The 23,011-nt window shown below is 42.1% G+C and carries 17 protein-coding genes; 4 read left to right on the top strand and 13 right to left on the bottom strand.

The features are described 5' to 3' along the window. On the bottom strand, positions 1-195 hold a 195-nt coding region (locus ACH0QE_RS22610; protein ID WP_415802688.1), incomplete at its 3' end, for a PTS fructose transporter subunit IIB. 127 nt (positions 196-322) lie between these two features. Then, complete coding sequence (locus ACH0QE_RS22605) at positions 323-2,269, bottom strand: BglG family transcription antiterminator (protein WP_415802687.1); 1,947 nt, start codon at positions 2,267-2,269, stop codon at positions 323-325. 129 nt (positions 2,270-2,398) lie between these two features. Between ACH0QE_RS22605 and ACH0QE_RS22600 the strand changes: the two genes are divergently transcribed. Next, complete coding sequence (locus ACH0QE_RS22600) at positions 2,399-2,938, top strand: GNAT family N-acetyltransferase (protein WP_415802686.1); 540 nt, start codon at positions 2,399-2,401, stop codon at positions 2,936-2,938. Between the two features lie 96 nt (positions 2,939-3,034). Here the strand turns inward: ACH0QE_RS22600 and manA are convergent, their stop codons facing one another. Continuing rightward, positions 3,035-3,979, bottom strand: coding sequence for a mannose-6-phosphate isomerase, class I (manA, locus tag ACH0QE_RS22595; protein WP_415802685.1), 945 nt, complete (start codon positions 3,977-3,979; stop codon positions 3,035-3,037). A 205-nt stretch (positions 3,980-4,184) separates the two neighbouring features. On the opposite strand from manA, the gene ACH0QE_RS22590 reads away from it, so the two are divergent. The 3 genes from ACH0QE_RS22590 (at position 4,185) to mngB (ending at position 9,683) form a co-directional block, all read left to right on the top strand. After that, the gene (locus tag ACH0QE_RS22590; protein WP_415802684.1) at positions 4,185-4,913 is read left to right on the top strand and encodes a MurR/RpiR family transcriptional regulator; all 729 of its coding nucleotides are present in this window, start codon (positions 4,185-4,187) and stop codon (positions 4,911-4,913) included. A 143-nt stretch (positions 4,914-5,056) separates the two neighbouring features. After that, on the top strand, positions 5,057-7,000 hold the full coding sequence (gene mngA, locus ACH0QE_RS22585; protein WP_415802683.1) for a PTS 2-O-a-mannosyl-D-glycerate transporter subunit IIABC: 1,944 nt from the start codon (positions 5,057-5,059) through the stop codon (positions 6,998-7,000). A gap of 73 nt (positions 7,001-7,073) precedes the next feature. Next, entirely contained in the window at positions 7,074-9,683 is a 2,610-nt protein-coding gene (gene mngB / locus ACH0QE_RS22580; RefSeq protein ID WP_415802682.1) for a mannosylglycerate hydrolase, read from the top strand. A 162-nt stretch (positions 9,684-9,845) separates the two neighbouring features. On the opposite strand, the gene ACH0QE_RS22575 is transcribed toward mngB, so the two are convergent. The 10 genes from ACH0QE_RS22575 to ACH0QE_RS22530 all read right to left on the bottom strand — a co-directional run bounded on the left by ACH0QE_RS22575 (position 9,846) and on the right by ACH0QE_RS22530 (position 22,371). Further along, positions 9,846-10,709 carry an ROK family protein gene (locus tag ACH0QE_RS22575; protein ID WP_415802681.1) on the bottom strand — a complete coding sequence of 288 codons (864 nt, stop codon included), beginning with the start codon at positions 10,707-10,709 and terminating at the stop codon, positions 9,846-9,848. A 41-nt stretch (positions 10,710-10,750) separates the two neighbouring features. Then, positions 10,751-11,974, bottom strand: a complete 1,224-nt coding sequence (locus ACH0QE_RS22570) for an MFS transporter (protein ID WP_415802680.1) — start codon at positions 11,972-11,974, stop codon at positions 10,751-10,753. Positions 11,975-12,087: 113 nt separating this feature from the next. Continuing rightward, positions 12,088-13,083 (bottom strand): zinc-dependent alcohol dehydrogenase family protein, encoded by a 996-nt coding sequence (locus ACH0QE_RS22565; RefSeq protein WP_415802679.1) that lies wholly within the window; start codon positions 13,081-13,083, stop codon positions 12,088-12,090. Between the two features lie 5 nt (positions 13,084-13,088). Beyond that, the gene (locus tag ACH0QE_RS22560) at positions 13,089-15,611 is read right to left on the bottom strand and encodes a beta-mannosidase (RefSeq protein ID WP_415802678.1); all 2,523 of its coding nucleotides are present in this window, start codon (positions 15,609-15,611) and stop codon (positions 13,089-13,091) included. Between the two features lie 90 nt (positions 15,612-15,701). Next, positions 15,702-16,766 (bottom strand): glycoside hydrolase family 130 protein, encoded by a 1,065-nt coding sequence (locus ACH0QE_RS22555; RefSeq protein WP_415802677.1) that lies wholly within the window; start codon positions 16,764-16,766, stop codon positions 15,702-15,704. Positions 16,767-16,787: 21 nt separating this feature from the next. Continuing rightward, complete coding sequence (locus ACH0QE_RS22550) at positions 16,788-17,738, bottom strand: MTP-1 family protein (protein ID WP_415802676.1); 951 nt, start codon at positions 17,736-17,738, stop codon at positions 16,788-16,790. Continuing rightward, complete coding sequence (locus tag ACH0QE_RS22545; RefSeq protein ID WP_415802675.1) at positions 17,716-19,335, bottom strand: alpha-glucosidase; 1,620 nt, start codon at positions 19,333-19,335, stop codon at positions 17,716-17,718. Before ACH0QE_RS22545 ends, ACH0QE_RS22550 begins: the two co-directional genes overlap by 23 nt. 21 nt (positions 19,336-19,356) lie before the next feature. Then, positions 19,357-20,187 (bottom strand): carbohydrate ABC transporter permease, encoded by an 831-nt coding sequence (locus ACH0QE_RS22540; protein ID WP_415802674.1) that lies wholly within the window; start codon positions 20,185-20,187, stop codon positions 19,357-19,359. Next, positions 20,174-21,052 carry a carbohydrate ABC transporter permease gene (locus ACH0QE_RS22535; RefSeq protein ID WP_415802673.1) on the bottom strand — a complete coding sequence of 293 codons (879 nt, stop codon included), beginning with the start codon at positions 21,050-21,052 and terminating at the stop codon, positions 20,174-20,176. Before ACH0QE_RS22535 ends, ACH0QE_RS22540 begins: the two co-directional genes overlap by 14 nt. Next, positions 21,052-22,371 (bottom strand): extracellular solute-binding protein, encoded by a 1,320-nt coding sequence (locus tag ACH0QE_RS22530; protein WP_415802672.1) that lies wholly within the window; start codon positions 22,369-22,371, stop codon positions 21,052-21,054. Before ACH0QE_RS22530 ends, ACH0QE_RS22535 begins: the two co-directional genes overlap by 1 nt. Between the last annotated feature and the right edge of the window lie 640 nt (positions 22,372-23,011).

Genomic DNA, 23,011 nt, shown 5'->3' with positions numbered 1-23,011 from the left:
TTTATCTGCAGCGATGATAATGCCATCCGCTTCCGCAATCTCAGCTGCTGTAAATTCATTTTCCACACCGATCGAACCTTGAGTTTCTACCTTCATGGAAACGCCCAGTTTTTCTGCTGTCTTTTGAAGATTTTCTGCTGCCATATACGTATGGGCAATCCCATTTGGACAGGATGTAATCGCCAATAGCTTCATTTATTTTACCCCCCAGAAAAAAAATAAATAATTAATAACTACATCCTTATCATAATCCCGGATTGCCTATCCAAAAGAACTTCTTTTACCGTAAGTTATGGTAAAAAAAGATTATTTAAAAGCGCTTTCACCGAATGAAGAATCTCACTGCATCTTCTGGTGAAGTCATTTCATTCAATGCTCGGAGGGATAATTCATCTTCCATCAGACGGGAGATTTCCTTGAAAAGCTCTTTTAATAACCCCTTATTCGCATGGTCAATTGCCAGAAGAATTACGATTGAAACCCTGTCGCTTCCCCATTGTATCGGTTCATTGAACAGGGCAACAGCCAACCTTGCTTCCCTGACAAAATCAGGATTCCCATGCGGAATCGCAATCCCGCTGCCAATTACAGTGGAGGATTGTTCCTCACGCACAAACACCGACTTTTTATACTCAGGCTGGATATATCCTTTATCTATCAGAAGATCTGATAGCGCACCGATAATTCCAGGTCTTGTATCCCGGTTCGGGTTGATTATAATAAGCTCTTTCTCTATCAAATGGCGAATTGTTGGATAGTGGATTTCTTTCTTTTCAAGTTCAGGGTTTTCCAGCAAGTCCTTGATCTTCCGCTCCTCCTCCAGCATTAGAAAAGGAGAAACGGTAATAAGGGGAATCGTTCCACTTTCGAATGGGACTGTACTAATGATAAAGTCTGGATTTTTATCGTTTATCTCCTTTTTAACATCTTTCACCGAAGAAGTTCCTACGATCTCAAGATTATGGAATTTTCTTTCAAGCTTGGTCTGCATCAACTGGGACATTCCCACTCCCATTGAACAAACGAGCAAAACCTTTCTGTTGTTAAGGGTGTCCCTTCCGATTCTCTCTAATGAAGCCTGGAAGTGAAGGGTAATATAGGCGATTTCATCTTCCGGGATACTTATTTGAAAATCTTCCAAAACAGTTGGCATCACATAGTAAATGGTTTCAAATAACGTAAAATACATCTTCTTTATTTCATTCAGCATCGGGTTCTCTACCGGAAAAGAATATTTCAGCCGATAAAAGGAGGTTTGCATGTGCAAGGCTAGTCCAATCAATAGATGATGGTCATTGTAAAAAGGATCCCCAGATACATCGGAAACAGCTGAAATCAGCTTTTTTGTAAATGAAACAGCATCTCGGTCCAGCCTGGCAAGTTCTTCTCCCATCTTTTCCATATCGATGGTTGAAGGGTAATATATTTTGGATCCCAATATCCGGAGCGAGATATAGGAAGCCTCCTCCCTGGGAATCTTGATGGCCATAGTTTTTTCAAGTTCCTTGACAAAATCCCGTATTGCCGGATATTCAGTTCTCTTTTCAATTTGCTCGATATCCTCAACAGGAAGTTCAATCCTGCTTCCTTGTTTCACTCGTTTGATAGAAATTAATATATGAGTTACAAGGTTTTCAAGCGCCTCATCAGTAAAAGAGAATTTCAAATCCCTTTCAAGTTTTCTTAACCCATTTTTTGTGAATTCAATTTCTCCTTGATCAAATATAGACTCAATTGCTTTTCTTTCCTCCGCAGCAGCTTTGATGATCATATGCGTAATCTGTGAAAGAGCAGTGCGCCAGTTCTTTTCGACACCAACAATTTCAATTCCATGGCCCTGTTTCTTCATTAACTGCAAATCAAATCTTTTCAGCCATTCTTCAACTTCATCAAGGTCACTTCTGATGACCGTCTTGCTGACATAAAAATGGCCGGCAAACTCCTGGACAGTCGAAACCCCATCCTTTAAAAGCAGCATTTTGATTATGTTCAATTTTCTTAAGGTATCAGAAACCTCTTGGCCGCTCAGTTGTTTCATTCTTTGAATGACCTCTGACTTTTCTTTCTGGTCCCCCTCAATAAAAATACCCAGACCCGGTTTTCTGACCATGACAAGATCAGTTTCCCTTCCAAGCCACTCATCTAAGATTTTAAAGTCATTCCTTATCGTTTTTTCTGAACAGCCAGCAGTGTCAGCAAGCTCTATAACCGAAAGCGTCCGGCCGCTTTCCAACAATGTCCTCAATATTTCGTTTTGTCTATTATTCATATAATCCCTCTTAAAATAGTTATCCCATTATTCTAGCTGTAATTTGGCCTTTTGTCTGTGAAAAGAATTGCTTTGCGTTCATCTATTTGCAATACTTATAAAAAATATCCTATAACCGGAGGCATTCACATGCAAAGAGTACCTCTCATGATGATACACCCTTTATCAAACATTCCCTCTTATTCTCTCCCAGAATCTTATAAAATAAGAAACTTTGAAGAAAATGAAGAAGAAATCTGGGCTGGTATTTTAACAAAGGCCGGCGAATTTCCTTCTATCAATGCCGGAGTCGACCGCTTCAGGCAGGAATTTGCCCCACACTTGGACCAAGTTGGACAAAGGATGTTTTTTATTGAAGATGGAAACGGAGAAGCTATAGGTACAGCCACTGCGTGGTTCGGGGAACTGGACGGAGAAAAAATGGGCCGGATTCACTGGGTAGGAATCGTACCGGAACACCAGGGAAAGAGACTTGCAAAGCCGATGCTTACCTTCCTCCTGCAACAGCTGGCCAAAAAGCATGAAAAAGCGTACCTAAAAACCCAGACTACAAACCTCATCGCTATCAACGCATATTTAAATTTAGGTTTCGATCCATTTACTAAGGATGAAACCGAAGCAGACACCTGGGAAATAGTTAAAGCAGAATTACGTAATACCCAAAAGTGACAATACCAAAAAGGAGAGTGACCAGTATTGTTCTGGTCCACTCTCCTTTTGTTGTAGTTCCTTTTATTATCCAGGAGGTATATTACTGTTATTAGCTTAAAGATGCGAAACAATCATTTCAGCTTTCCCATCCAATTCAAATTCTCCAAAACCACTTGGAAGGAGGAAATGGTCACCTTTTTTAAACTCATACTTTTCACTGTCCTTAACGAGTGACCCTGCACCTTCAATCACGCTTACCAGCTGGAAGGAAAGATTTTGATCCAGTTTTGCAGAACCCTCTAATTCGCATTTATGGACGGTAAAGTAGTCGCTTTCCACAAAAGTAGTGATTTTCATCTCATCTGATGTATTGACTACAGGCTGGATCTCCGGCTCTACAGCCGGAACAGTCGTGACTGCAATTGACTGCTCAATATGGAGCTCACGCAAATTGCCTTCATTATCCCTGCGATCATAATCATAAACCCTGTAAGTTGTATCCGAGTTCTGTTGAGTTTCCAAAATAACTATCCCGGCTCCAATAGCATGAACAGTTCCGCTTGGAACAAAGAAAAAGTCGCCTGGCTTTACAGGTACTCTTGTAAGAAGCTCGTCCCATTTCCCTTCATGGATCATAGCCGCAAGCTCTTCTCTTGTTTTTGCTGTATGGCCGTAAATGATTTCTGCTCCCTCTTCACAATCGATGATATACCAGCATTCCGTCTTACCCAGGTCGCCTTCATGCTTAAGGCCATATTCATCATTAGGGTGCACCTGTACGGATAGATCCTGAGCAGCATCAAGGATTTTCGTCAACAGCGGGAAGCGATCACCCTCGATATTACCGAACAACTGGCGCTGATTTTCCCAAAGCTCACCCAAAGTTAATCCCTTATACTCACCGTTCTTGACAACACTCTGGCCATTGCTGTGCGCAGCAAATGCCCAGCACTCGCCTGTTTTGTGGTAAGGAAGCTCATAGCCAAAGGATTTCAGCTGCTCCCCTCCCCAAATCCGTTCTTTAAAAACCGGTTCAAAAAATAATGGTTGTATCGACATGTTAAAGACCTCCATAGTAACAATTCGCATAACTCTCATATTAGAAGACAATTTTAAGAAGAGCAACTTAAAAATGATGATCTTCACAAAGATATGTCAAAATCCATATGTCCATATATTCAATGTAATTTTTTCATATCTTCATTTCAAGGTTATACCTTTTTGCTATAATAAAACAAACCGAAATAAGATTGGGGGGAGAAATATGCGTTTCAAAGATCGTGTGCAGAAGTTTGAATATAAATTAAATGATACAGACGACCAAATTGTTGAATATATCCTTAAAAACAAACAAAAGTTTACTATTCAATCTATACAGAGCCTGGCTGCCACGCTATTTACCGTACCTAATACCATTACGAGACTTTCTAAAAAGTTAGGATACGACGGTTTCTCTCACCTGAAAAATAGTATCAAAGACGAGCTTGATTCCTCCCCAATACCCGATGAGGATAGTTCCTATTATTTTATACAGAAAACATTCGAACTACTCGATACAGATAGAATAGAAACAGTAGCTAAAATGATTCATGATGCAAAGCATGTTCTTTTCTATGGTGTTGGCGATACCGCCGATTTCTGTGAAATGATGGTCCGGAATTTGCGAGTAGTCGGTAAGCAATCCGAATTTTCCATCCACCGGCATGAAATCCTCCATATGCTGGAGCAAATGAATAAACAAGACGTAATTTTTTTGATAAGCCTATCAGGCGAGACACAGCAGGTTCTTGAAATAGCCAAAATAGCCAATGAAAAAGGTATTCCAATTGTCACGTTGACACATTTCACCCGTAATTCTCTGCAGAACATGGGCTCAATTAACTTATATTGTTATGCTCCTAAGAAAATGAAAAACGGATATAACATTACCGATCGAACACCAGTAATGATTGTTTTACAGGCATTATCGCAAAGTTATTGGGAAAGCTTCTAAAGTGTGTATAAATACACATGAAAACGCTTCATTTATGATAAATAGTGTAAAAATAAGAAGAATCCAATCTTCTTATTTTTTTTTGCTACGATATAGCCACAGATAGATGAAAGCACTTTCAAAAAAATCAGGAGGTAACCTTCATGAAACTACAAGCACTTACCTCACCAAGCCTGATCAGTACTGGCAAAACGTTTCAATCGAAACAGGAAGTAATCCAGTATTTAGTTAAACAGCTAGGTGATGATGGAAAATTAACAAATCCAGAAGAGTTTCTTCAATCAGTCTTAGATAGAGAAAAGCTTTCACCAACAGGCTTTGAAGGCGGACTTGCCATTCCGCACGGCAAATCAACTGCAGTAAAAGAAGCTGCTTTTGCCATTGCTACTCTGGAAACGCCTTTAACTGACTGGGAAAGCATCGACCCAAATAATAAAGTTGAGCTAGTCATCTTACTCGCAATTCCAGAGAATGAAGCTGGATCAACACATTTATCTCTTCTATCAGAATTTGTGAAACGCTTATCAGATGAATCTTATAAAAACAGGCTTTTACAAGCTAAAACAAATACAGAATTGTTCAACGCGCTGGATAACACAGAAGCAGCGACAGAAACCGCTGCTGTAAAAAAGTTAAATAAAACTGTATTAGCCATCACGGCTTGTCCAGCCGGAATCGCCCACACTTATATGGCCGCAGAGGCATTAATCAAAGCAGGAAAAGAAATGGGTGTTGATGTATTCGTCGAAAAGCAGGGTGCAAACGGAATCGAAGACCGCCACACAACTAACCTTCTTAAAAAAGCAGATGCTATCATTTATGCCAATGATGTGGCTGTCAAAGAAGAAGAACGCTTTGCACACTTACCTAAGGTAAAAACATCCGTAGCAGCGCCTTTGCGAAATGCGCAGGACCTGCTGCAGAAAGCGCTAGATAAAGCAGAAAGCACACCAAAGAAAGAGTATAACCCTTCCCAGTCAATCGCAGCATCTGATGATGACGATGGTAAAAAGTCGTTTAAAACGGAAATCAAGGACTCCATTCTGACCGGGATTTCTTATATCATCCCGGTTATCGTGGCCGGCGGTATGACCCTTGCAGCAGCAGTTTTGATTTCACAAGCATTCGGTCTTCAGGACGTGTACGCTGAGGAAGGTTCATGGCTATGGCTCTTAAGGCAGTTGGGCGGCGGTATGCTCGGACAGCTAATGATTCCAATCCTTGCTGCATATATGGCTTACTCAATTGCTGACAAACCAGCACTTGGACCTGGTTTTGCAGCTGGTATTGCCGCCAACCTAATTGGAAGTGGATTCCTTGGCGGTATGCTCGGTGGTTTCCTTGCAGGTTACTTCTTAAAATTCCTAAAGAATAAAGTAAAGCCAAAAGGCACATTTGCTGGTTTCGTGAGTTTCTGGGTATACCCTGTTGTCGGAACACTTGTTGTCGGGTCGATCATGTTATTTGTTGTCGGAAAACCAATTGCCGCAGCAAACCAGGGATTAATCAGCTGGCTTGACAGTCTTTCAGGCGCAAACGCATTACTTCTTGGAGCAATCCTTGGCGCTATGGTTTCCTTTGACCTTGGCGGACCAGTAAACAAAGCAGCCTACACCTTCTGTATTGGTGCTATGGCCAGCGGTAACTTTGTACCTTACGCAGCTTTCGCTTCCGTTAAAATGGTTTCTGCCTTCTCTGTAACAGGTGCGACCATCATTGGAAAAAAATACTTTACAAAACAAGAACAGGAAGTCGGAAAACAGACATGGCTTCTAGGTCTGGCCGGCATTACGGAAGGCGCTATTCCGTTTATGATTAATGACCCGTTGCGCGTAATTCCTTCATTAATTGCAGGTTCAGCAGTAACTGGTGCTATTGTTGCCTACTTTAACATTGGACTGAATGTCCCTGGGGCAGGTATCTTCTCACTTGCACTTGTACAAGGACAGCCTCTTCTTGTAGCCGCAAGCATCTGGTTTGGAGCAGCAATTCTTGGAGCACTTATTTCAATGCTTCTTTTGATCGCTACAAGAAAAGGAAAGTTAAGAAAAGAAGGCAAAAGCGTAGCAGAAACGACTGCAGCTTAATATATGAATCAATTGATTACAAAAAAATAAGGTGCCTAGAATTTTCTAGGTACCTTAATATTTGGAGGGCATCATGAAAAAAGTTCATATTGTACCCCATATGCATTGGGACAGAGAATGGTACTTTTCAACAGAGGAGTCACGAATCCTGTTAGTTAACAACATGGAAGAAATTCTTGAAATGCTAGAAAACAATCCTGACTATCCTTACTATGTTTTAGATGGACAAACCTCGATTCTCGAAGATTACTTTGCCGTAAAACCTGAGAACAAGGAAAGAGTCAAAAAACTAGTTCAAGCAGGAAAGTTAATTATAGGACCTTGGTATACACAAACCGACGAAATGGTCGTTGGCGGCGAATCGATTGTACGGAACCTTCTTTACGGATTAAAGGACAGTGAAGAATTTGGTTCTCCTATGAAGATTGGGTACTTGCCGGACTCTTTCGGCCAATCCTCACAAATGCCGCAAATCCTGAATGGATTTGATATTAAGTATTCCATCTTCTGGCGCGGTACTTCTGAACGTCATGGCACGGATAAAACAGAATTTTACTGGGAAAGTGATGACGGTTCGAAAGTACTCGTCCAGCTGTTCCCGCTTGGCTATGCCATAGGTAAGTACCTGCCTGAGGATGAGGAAAAACTTCAAGAGCGCATCAATAAGTACTTCACCGTTCTTGATCGCGGGGCGACAACAGAAAACATCATTCTGCCGAATGGCCATGATCAAATGCCAATTCAAAAAAACATTTTCACGGTGATGGAGAAATTACAGCGTCTGTATCCAGATCGCGAATTCTTCTTGAGCAAATACGAAAATGTCTTTGAAGAACTAGAAAAAAACAAAGAATTGCCTACCATTCAGGGCGAATTTTTAGATGGTAAATACATGCGTGTCCATCGCAGCATTTATTCAACCCGAATGGACATCAAAGCCGCAAATACACGAATTGAAAATAAAATCACAAACGTCCTGGAGCCATTAGCTTCGATTGCTTATTCCCTGGGTTTTGAGTACCATCATGGATTGATTGAGCTGATTTGGAAAGAAATCATGAAAAACCATGCCCATGACAGCATCGGCTGCTGCTGCTCTGACAAAGTCCATCGCGAAATCGTCAACCGTTTCTTCCTCGCAGAAGAAAAGACAGATCAGATGATCGAATATTATAAGCGCAAAATCACAGATTCCATTGCAACCGACCGCCAGGAGGATCGTTTAACCGCTTTTAACCTTCTTCCATATGAGCGTACAGATGCAGTCACGACAAAGGTGATCACTAAGCTAGAATCGTTTGCACTTGAGGATGGAGATGGAAAGAATATTTCTTTTGAAGTACTTGAGAAAGAAATCATCGACCCAGGTTTGATTGACCGCCAAATCGTTCATTACGGCAATTATGATCCATTCTATCAGTACACGATACAGGTAAAAGACTCCATCCCGGCAATGGGATATAAAACATACTTTGTCGTCAATGCACAGAAGGAAATGACGAATAGTTTCGTTGAAAAAGAAACAGTAGAAACTGATTTTTATTCTGTTTCTGTAAATCCAAATGGAACATTAAGAATCTTTGACAAGCAACTTGAAAAAGAATTCAACAATGTACTTCTTTTAGAAAACGGCGGAGATGACGGCGATGAATATGACTTCTCCCCACTGCCAAATGAGTCACTTATTTACAGTGACAGCGTGGAAGCAGAAGTGAAAATGATCCAAAACGGGTATGAAGCCCAAATTGATATTCAGTTGAAGCTTGATGTACCTGGTGATTTAGAGAAACGCAAGGCTAATAAAGTTGACCGATTCGTTGATGTCCACTGGAAAATCATGTTACCAAATGACCAGCCAATCATTAAAGTAGTAGCCGAACTGGACAACCAGGCAAAAGACCACCGTCTCCGTGCCTTGATTCCAACGGGCATCGCTTCATCCATCTCTGTTTCAGACAATCAATTTGGCTTCATTAAGCGTGATGTATATGATTCTGCCATGGACGTCTGGGAAAAAGAAGATTGGGATGAACGCCCAGATTCAATTTATCCAATGCTTTCATTTGTTGGCTTGTCCGACGAGGAGCATGGAGTAAGCATCTTGACCAATAGTACACGTGAATATGAGGTCATTGGAGACAATTACGATACAATCGCCCTAACTCTGTTCCGCAGTGTCGGTGTATTGGGTAAGGAAGAAATGCTTAGGAGACCAGGACGACCATCGGGAATCAAGCTTCCTACCCCTGACTCTCAAATGCTTGGAAAGCTGACGCTCGATTTCGCCATTACAATCCATGAAAAATCGACGACGGGAACCAACATCGGCAGGATCGCTAAAGAATTTACGACACCAATCCAGACATATAACAAGATTCCGCATAATGCAATGAAGCTAAACCCTGAGGATGTGCAAGCACCATTAGCATTCAGCCTTCTTAAAGAAACGAACAGCACAGCAGTCCTGAGTGTCTTGAAAAAAGCCGAAAAAGAGGATACTTTCGTCCTCAGATTCTTCAACCCAACTGAAGCAGAGGCAAAAGCTTCCTTTATCGTCAATCCTTCAATTAATCAAGTCCAGGAAGGAAACTTAAATGAAAATGCAATTGCTCCTGTACAGGTTGAAAACAATCAATTCAGCATTTTAGTAAAATCAAACCAAATAAAGACTGTTATGTTCTAAAGGTTCTAAAAATGTGATATCGAATAATAAATAAAAATGGAGAGAGTGCCCATGGAACTTCATGGATCACTCTCTCCATTTCTATATGAAGATGTTGACTCTTATATATTCAAATTTGCAACTTAAGAGATAGGTATGCCCCTTTCTTCTCACTAAAATTTATCACACTTCCTTTAAAGCTCTTTCCGCAAGCAAAAGGGAGCCAATGATACCAGAATGATTTGCTAGACCTGGACTCACTATGTACTTAGAAAGCTCTGGCAAAGACACATAATCATTAAGAAATTCTTGCAAATAAGTATATACATAAGGAAACACTTGCTGCTGATTCATGACTCCACCGCCAAGAATGATTTTTTTAGGAGAAAGAATCAGGATATACTGCATCAGTGCCTGTGCAATATAATAACCTTCCATATCCCAGACTTCATCACGCCCAACCAGATCAACGCCCTTAGTTCCCCAACGTTCTTCAATAGCTGGACCCGCAGCAAGGCCTTCCAGGCAATCTGAATGGTAAGGACATTTTCCTACGTAGCGATCCTCCGGGTGCCTCCTTACCAGGATATGGCCCATTTCTGGATGTGAAAGCCCTTGAAGCAGGTTGCCCTGGATAACGGCCCCTGCCCCGATGCCTGTGCCTACCGTTATGTATAAGCAGCTGTCCAGACCTTTAGCGGCACCAAATATCGCCTCCCCTAAAGCGGCTGCATTGACATCAGTATTGAATCCAACTGGAACAGACAAAGCATTTTTTATTTCATGTACAAAAGGATAGTCCTTCCACCCTGGCTTCGGTGTCGATGTGATATTCCCGTATGTAGCGCTACCCAGGTTCACATCGATTGGCCCAAATGATCCAATGCCAATTGCTTTAATTTGATATTTTCGGAAAAAAGCTAGAACCTGCGGGATTGTTTCGGATGGTACAGTTGTTGGAATCTGGACCCGATCCAAAATTTTCCCTGTTTCATCACCTACGGCACAGACGAACTTGGTTCCGCCTGCTTCAATTGCTCCTAGCATAACTATTCCTCCAGGCTATAAGATTTAAAACTACATTAGCATTAATTTGTTTCCAATCCTGCTTTTCCCTTTGGCTTTTTCCAAATGAAAAACAGAGTAGGAATCATGATGACATATACAATCGGAAAAACACTGAATGAGATAGGTAATAGTTCCTCCAGGTCAAAATACTTTCTCAGCGTTAAAAATAGCACTACACCGATAATCCTTCCAACCCCAAGCGGAATCTCACGGATAATGATGTAATCGAGCCTTTTCTCCTTATAATCTGGATCTCTTTCAATCGACTCGTAAATCATGGCATTCATCGATGTGCCAATCATATTCATTGCTATTGGTGACAGGAGTCCAAAGATAACCAATGAAATAAAAATAGGATACGCTGAGATTAGTACAGAGCTTAATAACATTGTAACTGAACCAATTGCAAAAACTGTAATCCTGTCCTTTGCTTTTGAAAACTTCGCAAGCATATAGAAGGCAACAATCGACATGATCTGCGCCCCGGTATTATACAACCCAAGGTTCAGCTCCCCGCCAGCCACCTTGAAGGTCATCATCGTGATTAAAAAAGTTGTAAATGCTCCTGATACGATTCCATCTGCAAACATAATCGAGTACATCTTTTTCCACTCAGGTGATGGATTTTTGATGACTTGCCAAAAATGACTTTTGGTCGTAACCGGGTTCCCTTTTACGCGAAGGGAAACGATAAAGGCAATGAACAAAAATACACAGGTTGCCATAAAAACAACGTAATAGCCAATCATGCCCGCAAACCGTGAGATCATAAGGCCCGAAAGAAGCGGCGCAATCACTCCGCCAATCGTAAATAAGATTCCCTGGATATATAAAAACTGATCGCGCTTATCATTTGTCGTCAAATCCAACACGGCCATATGCATGCCGACATAATAAAGACTCATGGCCAGTCCATTGGAGATCCCGAGCAGCATGATATGCTCGTCCAATGTGTCGTGGAAGAAAAGCATGATTAAATAAGTAATCAGGTAAAACACAAATCCTAGACGCATGGTGATCATCGGGCTGGTTTTTCTGGCTAGCCATGCACAAAGCCCGAAACTGATAATAATCGCAACAGACCAATACATGCTGTAATAGGCTAACAGGGAATAAGTTTTATCAAGTTTCCATAGAAACACGCTTTGAAATACACCTGATAAGGATGTACCAAACGCAAAAAGTGCATTCATAAGCAGATAAAACTTCAATTCCGTGGAAAAAGATCTAAAAATAGAAAGCATCTATTATCTCCCTTTAAAGACGAGGACGTCAACACCCTCGATACTTATAAAAAATACATTGGTTTCATAAAAAGCAGCAGCCACTTTTGACTACTTCTCTCTACACATAAAGACTAGTAAACAATAACACCCTTCGAAACACCCAGCTTCGGATAATCACCCATCGCAGCTGGCAACTCTTCAAGTGTAAATCGGTGCGAAATAAGTTGTTGAACATCAATGACGTTCTTTGCGATTAGCGATATCGCCTCTTCATGTGTATATGGATTAACGAATGAGCCTTTGATGGTCAGCTCCTTTGAAAAAATCTCAAAAGGAGAAACGGAAATGGCAGTTTCAGGTGCCGCGACGCCAAACAAGAGTACCTGTCCGCCTTTTCCAGCGGCTTTAAAAGCGAGTTCCATACTTTCTGGCCTGCCAACACATTCTATGACTACACCCGCATCAAGCTCCACTTCATCTTTTGGGTTGATCACTTCATCTGCACCAAGCTTAAAGAGTGTTTCCTTTTTGCTCTCAGAGGGCTCGATCACAATAATGGAATCAACATTTTGCTGCTTCACCAATTGTAAAAACAGCTGTCCAATGAAGCCTCCGCCAATGATGAGCACCTTGCTTAAGGGAGACAATTGAATTTTTCTAAACCCATGGAGGACACAGCCTAAAGGCTCAACTAAAGCTGCTTCTTCAAAGGTCATAGTGTCCGGTATCTTGTAGCAGTTTGCTTCCGGTACGACACAATACTCGCCCATGCCACCATCTCGAGTCACACCGACAGCTTGAAGGTTTTCACATAAATGGGCCCGATTGCTGCGACAGTATTTACATGTTCCGCAATAGATGTTCGGATCGACTGAAACCCTGTCCCCTGACTGCATGTTCGTTACTTCTGCACCGACTTCAACCACTTCTCCAGCCAATTCATGTCCCAGGATAATCGGCGGATTTACTTCTGCTGAACCAGGGTGGCCATGGTAAATATGCTGGTCGGTGCCGCAAATACCGCAGCTCTTCACTTTTACAAGAACCTCCCGAGGGGACGGGGATGGTGTTTTCCAATCAAGAACTTCCAGGTTTTTCACACCCTGCAATACAGCTGCTTTCATCATCATCATCACACCTCGGTTATCTTCGTTTTTACGCTATTTATCGCTTTTACTCTTAAAGTCTCCCACGGAATTTCTTTCCCTTCCGCCTGGCTTACTTTAATCCCTTTTGTCACATTAGGCTGCAGGTCAAAAAAATTATCCTCGAGCACAAGCTGTTCGATATCCATTTCAATCGTCACCATCCGTGCCAGAGTAGCAGTTGATAGAGTTATCTCACTATCTTCCCTGCTGAATTCAACAGTTAGCTCAGCATCTGGCAGCATTACATCCTTTTGGTCACGGAAGTAATAAGTATTTTCGTGGGTTTTACTATTCAATGAACGGAGAATGATCACTGCCTCTTCCTGCTTTAATCCTCCTAAAGCCTTTTCCTCTGGAACTGCGTCTAATTGATAAGCGATATTTGCCTCAACAAAGAAATTCCATCTCTTTGAGAATGCTTTTTTTCCATGAAAATCATAAATAGCAAGCTCGATTTCATCCTCATATCCTTCTAATCTGTCATTAACGATCCAAATTTTAAGGTCAGCACCTGGATCATGATCAATTGTTAATAATATAGGATGGTAGAATTTTTTCGCATAATGGTAGGAAGCCTTCGGCAGCAGGTAATAGTCGATGACCGACCAGCTCGTACCAGGCCAGCAATCGTTCAACTGCCAGAACAGCGCGCCGCTTGTTTTCGGTTTATTCCGGCGGTAATGCTCAATGCCAAATTTCAAACCTTCCGCCTGCGTCAGCATCGAATAAGCAATATACTCCTCTAAATCCTTCGGCACCCCTGTGTACCCTTCCATCAGTAAAATCCCTTTAGGATGATGGATGTCTTTATTCCGGTAGGCCATTTCTTCACTGCCCCAGAAAAATTGGTCCTTAGGGATGTTCCGCTCCAGTGTATAGCGGTTAGAAGAAGCGTGCATTCCGAACTCACTGGCAAATGCCGTATCATCGTTTTTAAAGTTTTTAAAAGAAAGGCCTTCAACACTGTAATTCACAGTCTGCGGTTCACCAAAGGTACGAGGCTCGATATTGCCATGCCAAACCTGCCAATTGTGCGTATCTCCCTGTTCCCTCGAGTTATGATCATTTCCTCCAAATGGAGAGCTTGGCCAGAACAAACGGGTTGGGTCTAGTTCTTCCAGAATTTCGGGCATCAATTCGTGGTAGATTTTTTCGCCGTAGAAAGGATCGGTAATTTCACCTGAAGAAAACAACGCTTCATAAAGCCAGTCATTCTCATTGTTTCCGCACCATAACGCCAACGAGGGATGATTCCGCAGACGCTTGACGACTTGAATGATTTCATTCCGGACATTCGCCATGAAGTTTTTATTGTAATCAGGGTAGAGAGCGCATGAAAACATGAAGTCCTGCCACACTAAAATCCCGAGCCGGTTGCACTCATCATAAAAAACATCTCGCTCATAAATTCCTCCGCCCCAAACACGAAGCATATTCATGTTCGCGTCCTTTGAGAGCCTGATTAAGTGCTTGTATCGGGAATCAGGAACAGCCGCTATGAAGCTGTCTATCGGAATCCAGTTCGCGCCCTTAGCAAAAACCTTCTCTCCATTGAGGACAAAGGTAAAGCAATGGTTCCCTTCCTCATCAACACGAAGGACTTCAATCGTTCTGATCCCAAAATCCTCTTGTTTTTCATCGATTTTCTGGCCATCCGCATATAAACTTACATTCAACCGGTAAAGATGAGGTGTCCCTAAATCATGAGTCCACCAGAGCTTCGGGTCCTCAACCACGACGATTGCCACAGCCTTTTTCCCCCGTATCTCCCCAATTCCCGTGTATAGTTCTTCACCAAAAGACAACTCGACCTGAATTTGATAGTCTTTTTCTTTTCTAAAAGAATCCACTTCCACTTCAACTTCGATGATTGCACTATCTGTCGAAATAGATGTGGTTTTCGCAAACACAGATTCAATGGTGGCATAGGTCCGCTTCTTAAGATGGACATCCTTCCAGATACCTGTTGCTACAAGACGCGGTCCCCAGTCCCAGCCCCAATGGCTTTGATTCTTCCTAGTCCAGATCCTTTCCTTGCTGAATCCGGACCAGTAATATTGAACCTTCTCTTTCACATGCACATCGATAGGGTCGAATTTAACAGCAAGAACATTATTGCCTTTTTTCAATTCCCTCGTCACTTCAAAGGAATGACTGATGAACATATTATCTGTCGAACCGAGCTCAATACCATTCAAATAAACCGTCGCAAACGTGTCGAGACCTTCAAATATTAGATCATACCGCTCGGCCTTATTACCTATTCCATCGAATTCAAAGGTGGTGCGATACCACCAAACCTTTTCCTCTACCCACTGGCATTTCAAATCATTATGACCATAGAACGGATCCTCGATTAGCTTCCGATCAATCAGGGTCGAATGAACATCACCAGGAACAGAAGCTGTCATCCAGAAATAATCAATATATTCAGGTGAAGCTACCTCCAGGTCGCGGGCAGAACCAACATCAAAATGCTTAATCTTCCAGTTTTTATTTAGCTTCATAGAAACAGAACCTTTCCTTTAAATATCTATAAAACTTCATTTAAGATAAAAGGCCAAAATCATCACTCGATTTTGGCACAATTATTGAGATTATTTTATATAAGTCAATGAGTCTAAGATTTCCTGAAGGCTTAACTCAGCACATGCCATAGATGTATCTGCAACTCCGTAGTACATTTTTACAATATCACCTTCAACGACTGCGCCGCATGAGAAGACAACATTTCCGAAGAATCCTTCCACTTCATAATCTGCTTCTGGCTCAAGGATCGGCTTGTCAGAGCGAGCGATAACCTTGGTTGGGTCTTCCAGGTCAAGCAATACGGCACCCATGCAATAACGATGGTCCGTAGTTGCACCATGGTAAAGCTCCAGCCAGCCCTTTTCAGTCTTGAACGGAACTGCTCCGCCACCCATGCGGGCACTATCCCACATACCTTCACGCAGGCCTAGTAAATATTTGTGATTTCCCCAATGCAATAGATTAGTAGATTCAGCGATCCACATCTCAGGTTCGCCAACACTTCTTGGTACAGGACGATGAAGAGCATAGTATTTGCCGTTAATTTTCTCAGGGAAGATTAACACATCCTTGTTTTCTGGTGCGAAAATCATTCCGTGGTGTTCAGTTGTGACAAAGTCCTTTGTTGAAACCATGGATTCGCCAACACCAACAGGTGATACAGCACTGAAGTAAATATAATAAGTATCATCAATCTTCGTAATCCTTGGGTCTTCAATCCCGAATGTCTCAAGCTCATCTGATGGATAAACAAATGGCTTTTCATCGATCGTAAAGTTATGGCCGTCCTTACTGCGGGCAATCCTCAAATACGATAATGAAGTCAGATAAGCGAAACGGTTCGTCTCTCCAGCTTTTTGAATCGTCCGTGGATCTGAAAAGTTGTAAGCAGGATCGTTCAAATTGAATTCCAAAATTTCAAGTTCATTTGTATTTGGGTTATAAACAGGTGATTTCACGATTCCAGGATCATCACTGATCGGACGCTCTGCGACACGCAGCAGCATGATGGTTTCATCGTTAAAAGTCGTAATCCCTGCATTAAATGCGCCAATCACTTCAAAGTCCTCTCGATGCGGTTTTACATCCATAGGTGTCACTAACGGATTCTCTTCATATCTATAAGCATTCATGTTGTAATCCCCTCAATTCAGTCAGTTTTTTTGCTCGTATCGTAAAAATGGATCTGCAATCGTAATTTTTTGCGCTTCGGCATCGCTGATTCCTGCATACATATCTGCTGTGCCATCCGCTTTCCGGACAATTCCGCCGCTGAACACAACATCAGCCAGGTCAGGCCGCTTGGAGGCACCAGGAAGGAAATTGCTTCTGGTTGCAATCAGCTCCATATCAGAACAATCTCCTGTTTCCGGATCCACCGCGAACACCATCGGATAATAATGGCGGTCTCCAGCTGCATCGAACGAAGCAACGTGTCCAAGTACACCAACCAAACCATTTGCTAGCAGGTGCGGCTCGTTCGCTCCGCCCCATTCTTCATCAATGAACTGATCTTCAAATAAAGGAGCCTCATTGATGACATCCAGCGTCAATTTTTCCAATGAAGAAATGCGGTTCCAGCCAATCTTTCCTCTGCCGCCCTTATCACCCTGAGGTCTTGTTAGCACACCGATGCTTCCATCAGCCAACTCAACAAGGCGAAGATCCTTCATGCCATCTGGACCCTTGGCAAATTCCTCTAAACTTGCAATGGTCTTTCCTTTATAAAAAACGGTACGCCATCCAAGTGCATTTTCGATAGTAGGATGGGGGAAAATCTGAACGCCGCCGAGAACTAATTCACCAGCAATCCTTGTGTAAAACGGATCCTGCAATTCAAACACAGGCGCGTTTTCCCGAGGAACCCATTCGCCGTCTCTCTCGACGAAGAAGTATACGCTTGAATGCTCGCTGTCACGCGATTCCACGCGTCCGGCAATTACCTGCTCACCTTCATCTTCAAAAGGTGATGTAATATTATAGACATCCTTTTCTCCAACACCAGAGAATATGATTTTTTCAGGATTATTCGGCTTCGCCTTCAAAGAGAACTCCTCCAAAAGCTGTTCGCAAGTTTTTACATTACCTTTCGTTAAGACTTTCATTCCCAGCATCCTCCTTTAAAATAATGACTTCATTCGCTGATATCGTGAGTACATCGCTGCTTTCAAGCGTATTTCGCTTGTTCGAAAGCAGCAGTTTCATGTTTTTCGTTTCTAGTTCAAGTGATTTCTCTTCCTCAGAAAAGTTCAGAGCAACGAATGTCCGTTCCACCTTATTGCTTCTCATGTAGGAAATCATTCCATCCTGGTAACGTAAGAATTCATATTTTCCTGTTTGAAAGGAAGTATGTTCTTTACGCAGCTTCAACATTTTTTTATAGAAGGAAAGCATCGATTCCGTATCGTTTTGTTGATTTTCAACATTTGTATGGATGGCGTCCTCAGGCACCGTAATCCAAGGAACAACTTCGGAAAAACCTGCATGAGAACCAGAATTCCACTGCATGGGAGTTCGTGACTTATCGCGGCATCGTTCGTTCGCAACAACCAGTGCATCCTCCTCAGATTTGCCTGCCTTCAATGCTTCTTCATAGGCAAGGCGCCCCTGGACATCCATCATCTTCGCAATGTCATCTGTCACCCAATCCTTCATCCCAAGCTCATCACCCTGGTAAAGGAAAGGCACGCCCTTCGCTGTAAGCATCAGCGCCGCAACCAGCTTCGCGCGCTCGTCGTCTCCGCCAAACCGTGAGATATGGCGTGACATATCGTGACTTGAAAAGAAAAGCGTAGCAATTTGATCAGAATCATAAGCTTTCTCAGTTTCAACTAATTGCTCGTAAATCTTTTTAGCATCAAACCCGGCAATGCTTCCAATATTGAAGTTAAAGGATACATCCAGTTTGTCCAGTCCCGAGTACCGTTTTAATATCTCTATATCCTCAGAACCAACCTCACCAACGAGGAATTTATCATGATATTGATGAACCACCTCGGCGATCTCCTCAATAACGGCTAAAATCCCTTGCTGGTCCTTGTCGTACAAATGAATTTGTTCATTTTTTTCTTGATCATAAGGGTTATCAATAAAGGAATTGTTGATCGTCAGGAAGTTGATGACATCCAGCCTGAATCCATCGACGCCTTTTTCCAGCCAAAACCTCATCACATCATACATCGCATTTTTTACTTCCGGGTTGGCCCAGTTTAAATCAACCTGTTCCTTCGCAAAAGCATGGTAATAATATTGGCCGGTAGCCTCATCAAATTCCCATGCCGTTCCGCTGAAAAAGGATTCCCAGTTATTCGGTTCGTCTCTCCAAATATACCAATCACGCTTCGGGTGATTCTTAGATGACTTTGATTGCTGGAACCATTCATGCTCGGAAGAAGTGTGGTTCAATACGATATCGACAATGACCTTGATTTCACGATTATGCGCCTCAGCGATAAATGCTTCAAAGTCCTCCATCGTCCCATAAGCAGGATCAATGGAATAGTAATCAGAAATGTCATACCCATTATCGACCTTCGGAGAGGGATAAAAGGGAGTGAGCCATAGCCCCTCAACTCCCAGTTCCTTCAAGTAGTCCAGCTTGGAGGTGATACCAGCAAAATCCCCCAGCCCATCTCCGTTTCCATCCTTGAAACTAGGCATATAAATTTCATAGAAAGCAGATTGCTTCCACCATTTAACCATTTGCCAGACTCCAATCTCAGGTTACTTAAGTGTAAATTGCATACCCTCCTGGAACTTCTTCGCGAAAAACAAGAAGATGATGATGATCGGCAATGTCAATAACACGGATGCCGCATACATCGGTCCTGGGTATCCTCCATACGGGCCGAACATTTGTGATAAGAGAACGTTTAGTGTAAGCATGTTATCACTCTTCGCGACAAGCATATCCCATAGTAACTCTGTCCATCTTTCCATGAACAAGAACAAGAAAATGACGGTAGTGATCGATTTTGACATCGGCAGGACAATCTTGAACATGATTTGCATTTCGCTGGCACCGTCCAATTTTGCCGCTTCAATGAATGTATCCGGAATTGCCTTGAAGAAGTTCGTGTACATGAATACTGCCCATAGACTCATCGCTTTTGGCAGGATCATTCCCCAGTAAGAGTCGTACATTCCAACCTTTTGAATAATCAGGAATGTAGGAATCAGCAAGATGATTGCCGGGAAAAACATTTGGAACAAGATCACGTTGTTGATCGTGTCTCTTCCTTTGAACTGGATCTTTGCTAATGCATAAGAAACCATTATCGCAGAGGCCATCATCAAAAGTGTCGAACCAGCCGATACGATGAAGCTGTTAAAGAAGGCATTGATCCACGGGCGCGGGATGACAGATTCCCCGCCGCCAAGCAACCATTCCCATGACTTTAATGAGTATTCAGTCGGAAAGAATTTCTTATCGACCTGGCTCCAATCAGCAAAGGAATTCAACACCATATAGATATATGGATAAATCATGATCAGCAATAGGACAATCGCAAACAGGTAACGAAAAACCAATCCTTTTTTCTTAGGTCCAACCATTTCGTTTCCCCCACAATTCCAAGAGTTTTCGAATGATGTAAATCGCAACGAACGTTACAATCGAGGCGATGATAGCGATAGCAGAAGCGTAACCTGCCTGGAGACTACTAAATGCTTTTGTAAAGATCTCCATCTGCCATGTGTTAGTAGCAAAGTTTGGTCCACCGCCAGTTAATTGATAAACCTCTGTGAAAATACCAAACGTTACACCAATCGATAAAATTAATACTGTAAACAGCGCCGGATATAGGAGTGGAAGTGTAATTTTCCAAAAGCGCTGCCAAGGCGTTACTCCATCAATCATCGCTGCTTCATAGACATCTTTACTGATGCTTCCAAACCCTGATGTAAGGATCAGCGCGTAATATCCGGTGAATTTCCAGGCAATGATCAAGGCTACTACAAATAGGGCAGCGAATGGTGATCCAAGCCAGTTAATATCGAGACCGAATGTCCCACGCAAGAATTCATTCAACGGACTGTTGTAGGACAAAATCCCTTTTACGATCAGCGAGGAAACAACGCCTGACGCGAGATACGGAAGAAAGAATCCGATTAAAAACAATCCTTTAAATCTCGGCAGCCCTTGAACAATCAAGGCCACAATGATGGAAAAAGCAATAACCAAAGGAACAAATACAGCCATGAATTTAAAGGTTACAAAAAAGGCACTTTGCACACCCTGGCTTTTTAAGGCTTCAGTGTAATTTTCCAATCCGACAAAACTATATGTCGGCGATATTAAGTTCCAGTCCGTCACGGATAGAAACAGGGACCAGACGAGTGGTATCAGGAAGAAAATAATCGCGTATAAAAGATAAGGACTGGCAAAAAGCCAGCCCAACCATCCTTGGTTCTTTCTCATTATTTGAGAGCCCCCTCAATGGCCTCTTGCATATCCTTCCATGCAGCTTTCGGATCTTTTTCTCCTTTTACAACTGGATTGAAGGCATGCTGGCCAATAAATGTCTGAATATCATTGTATTTAGAGTTATCCATTGGCGGTATTGCATTCGGAACGGCAGCAGCGTATGGCTGTAATGCTGGGTTGTTTTCAAAGAACGCTTTGAAAGTCTCGTTCGTTGTTAAGTCATCACGTGCCGGTGGCAGGTTGGTCTTTTCAAGCCATCTCAGGTCATTTTCAGGATTTGAATAGACCCATTTAATGAATTCGCTCGCAGCCTTTTGCTGTTCTTTCGTTGCAGAAGCATATACGACAAGACCTTTTGTATCAGCGAATGTCTTAACGTTTTCTGTATCCATTCCGTCTGGAACAGGAGGCAATGCTAACGCATACGTTTCGTTCAATTTCATTTCCGGGAATTTCTCTGCCCAATAAGAAATTGTCCAAGGACCAATATCCGTAAAGATTCCCAATCCGCTTTCGAATGGATCTTTAGACTGTCTAGTCATCAACGCATCTGCTTTTTGCAGCTCTTCTACAAATCCAAGAACTTGCTCTCCCGCTTTTTGATCGCCAGTAAATTTAGTTCCCTCTACGAACTTGTTGCCATCAGATGCTGCATTATAAAGCATGAAGAAGTCGAACCATCTTTTCCAAGCTGTAGGATCAGCAAGGTCTGGTTTAGCCCATACATATTTGTCTGGGTGCTTCTCTTTTAATTTCTTCGCTACTTCCAGCATTTCGCTGTATGTTTTAGGAGGTTCATTAAAGCCAAGTTCCTTCAGAATGTCCAATCTCCAGCCAAACAACATCGCATTTGAGTAGATTGGCAATACGTATTGGTGGCCGTCAGCAAACTCCCAGCCCTTCATTGTATCTTCCATATTTCTATTTTTCTTAATTTCATCCCAGCCCTCTAGCTCATCCAATGGTAAAAGCGCTTTACTTTCAGACAGCTGAGCTGCGAAACCACGGTTTATATTTTCTGACATTGTTGGTGCACTTCCACCCGCAATCGCTGATTGGATACCAGCTTCAGATGTCGGACTTTCCTTCATCGGGCTTACGTTTACCTTGATATCCGGATTTTCTTTTGTGAACTCTTCCGCTATTTCCTTCCAATACACTTGCTGCGTTGGGTTTGGAGCTGCCCAGAATTCAATAGTCGTTACTCCATCTTTTGTACTTCCATTGCTTTTATCTCCATTATTACAAGCTGCAAGTCCAGAAACAGTAAGTGAGGCAGCAAGGACTAAAGAAGCCACTTTTTTGATTTTCATCCGATATTCCCCCAATTATTAGTATGATTTCCCAACTTTATATTTTCAGTAATTTTTCCTAAAAAAACGAGAAAACTATTAATCTAGCTTTTTGATAGCGCTATCATAACCTTACAAAAAAAAGTATAATCAATAGTATCTGGGTTACGTTTATTGATATTTTATCCTTTACCCCTCATTTCTAAAGATTTTTTAAAATCATTACAAACAAATAAGTAATTAATAAATAATGCAATCAGTAACTTTACAAATACATTATTGCACCTTACGGATTATCTGTCAAACGTTTATTATACAAAATTACAATTATTAAAAAGATAGCTTTGATTCAGAGCTGTTGATTTTCGTTCCAGACTCTTCGCTTTCCGCGGAAATAATTATTAAAAAGCACAACTGCCGATTTTTTCAAAGAGCAAATTCTTCCTTGGTGCTGGCGCTGAGCCTTTTTGCAGCTTTGCTCCTGGGGGTCTCACCTGTCCAGTTGATCCCGCAGGACATATTGATTGATATTCCTTCGAACCTGCCCATGCACGATGGAAATGCGTTAGCATTTTCGGAGGAGTCTTCCCGCCTTCCAATCTAATCAACAGGCTTAAAAACAACATTTACAGTTTACACAATCATAAAGTTACACAATTAC

The sequence above is a fragment of the Mesobacillus sp. genome, assembly GCF_047739415.1.
Lineage (GTDB): Bacteria > Bacillota > Bacilli > Bacillales > Cytobacillaceae > Mesobacillus.
Note: the sequence above shows the minus strand (reverse complement) of the source record. Positions and strands in the feature narration are given on the sequence as shown.

Coding starts and splice junctions, on each gene's coding strand:
- ACH0QE_RS22605 (WP_415802687.1), bottom strand. CDS start 2,269: ATGAATAATAGACAAAACGAAATATTGAGGACATTGTTGGAAAGCGGC.
- ACH0QE_RS22600 (WP_415802686.1), top strand. CDS start 2,399: ATGCAAAGAGTACCTCTCATGATGATACACCCTTTATCAAACATTCCC.
- manA (WP_415802685.1), bottom strand. CDS start 3,979: ATGTCGATACAACCATTATTTTTTGAACCGGTTTTTAAAGAACGGATT.
- ACH0QE_RS22590 (WP_415802684.1), top strand. CDS start 4,185: ATGCGTTTCAAAGATCGTGTGCAGAAGTTTGAATATAAATTAAATGAT.
- mngA (WP_415802683.1), top strand. CDS start 5,057: ATGAAACTACAAGCACTTACCTCACCAAGCCTGATCAGTACTGGCAAA.
- mngB (WP_415802682.1), top strand. CDS start 7,074: ATGAAAAAAGTTCATATTGTACCCCATATGCATTGGGACAGAGAATGG.
- ACH0QE_RS22575 (WP_415802681.1), bottom strand. CDS start 10,709: ATGCTAGGAGCAATTGAAGCAGGCGGAACCAAGTTCGTCTGTGCCGTA.
- ACH0QE_RS22570 (WP_415802680.1), bottom strand. CDS start 11,974: ATGCTTTCTATTTTTAGATCTTTTTCCACGGAATTGAAGTTTTATCTG.
- ACH0QE_RS22565 (WP_415802679.1), bottom strand. CDS start 13,083: ATGATGAAAGCAGCTGTATTGCAGGGTGTGAAAAACCTGGAAGTTCTT.
- ACH0QE_RS22560 (WP_415802678.1), bottom strand. CDS start 15,611: ATGAAGCTAAATAAAAACTGGAAGATTAAGCATTTTGATGTTGGTTCT.
- ACH0QE_RS22555 (WP_415802677.1), bottom strand. CDS start 16,766: ATGAATGCTTATAGATATGAAGAGAATCCGTTAGTGACACCTATGGAT.
- ACH0QE_RS22550 (WP_415802676.1), bottom strand. CDS start 17,738: ATGAAAGTCTTAACGAAAGGTAATGTAAAAACTTGCGAACAGCTTTTG.
- ACH0QE_RS22545 (WP_415802675.1), bottom strand. CDS start 19,335: ATGGTTAAATGGTGGAAGCAATCTGCTTTCTATGAAATTTATATGCCT.
- ACH0QE_RS22540 (WP_415802674.1), bottom strand. CDS start 20,187: ATGGTTGGACCTAAGAAAAAAGGATTGGTTTTTCGTTACCTGTTTGCG.
- ACH0QE_RS22535 (WP_415802673.1), bottom strand. CDS start 21,052: ATGAGAAAGAACCAAGGATGGTTGGGCTGGCTTTTTGCCAGTCCTTAT.
- ACH0QE_RS22530 (WP_415802672.1), bottom strand. CDS start 22,371: ATGAAAATCAAAAAAGTGGCTTCTTTAGTCCTTGCTGCCTCACTTACT.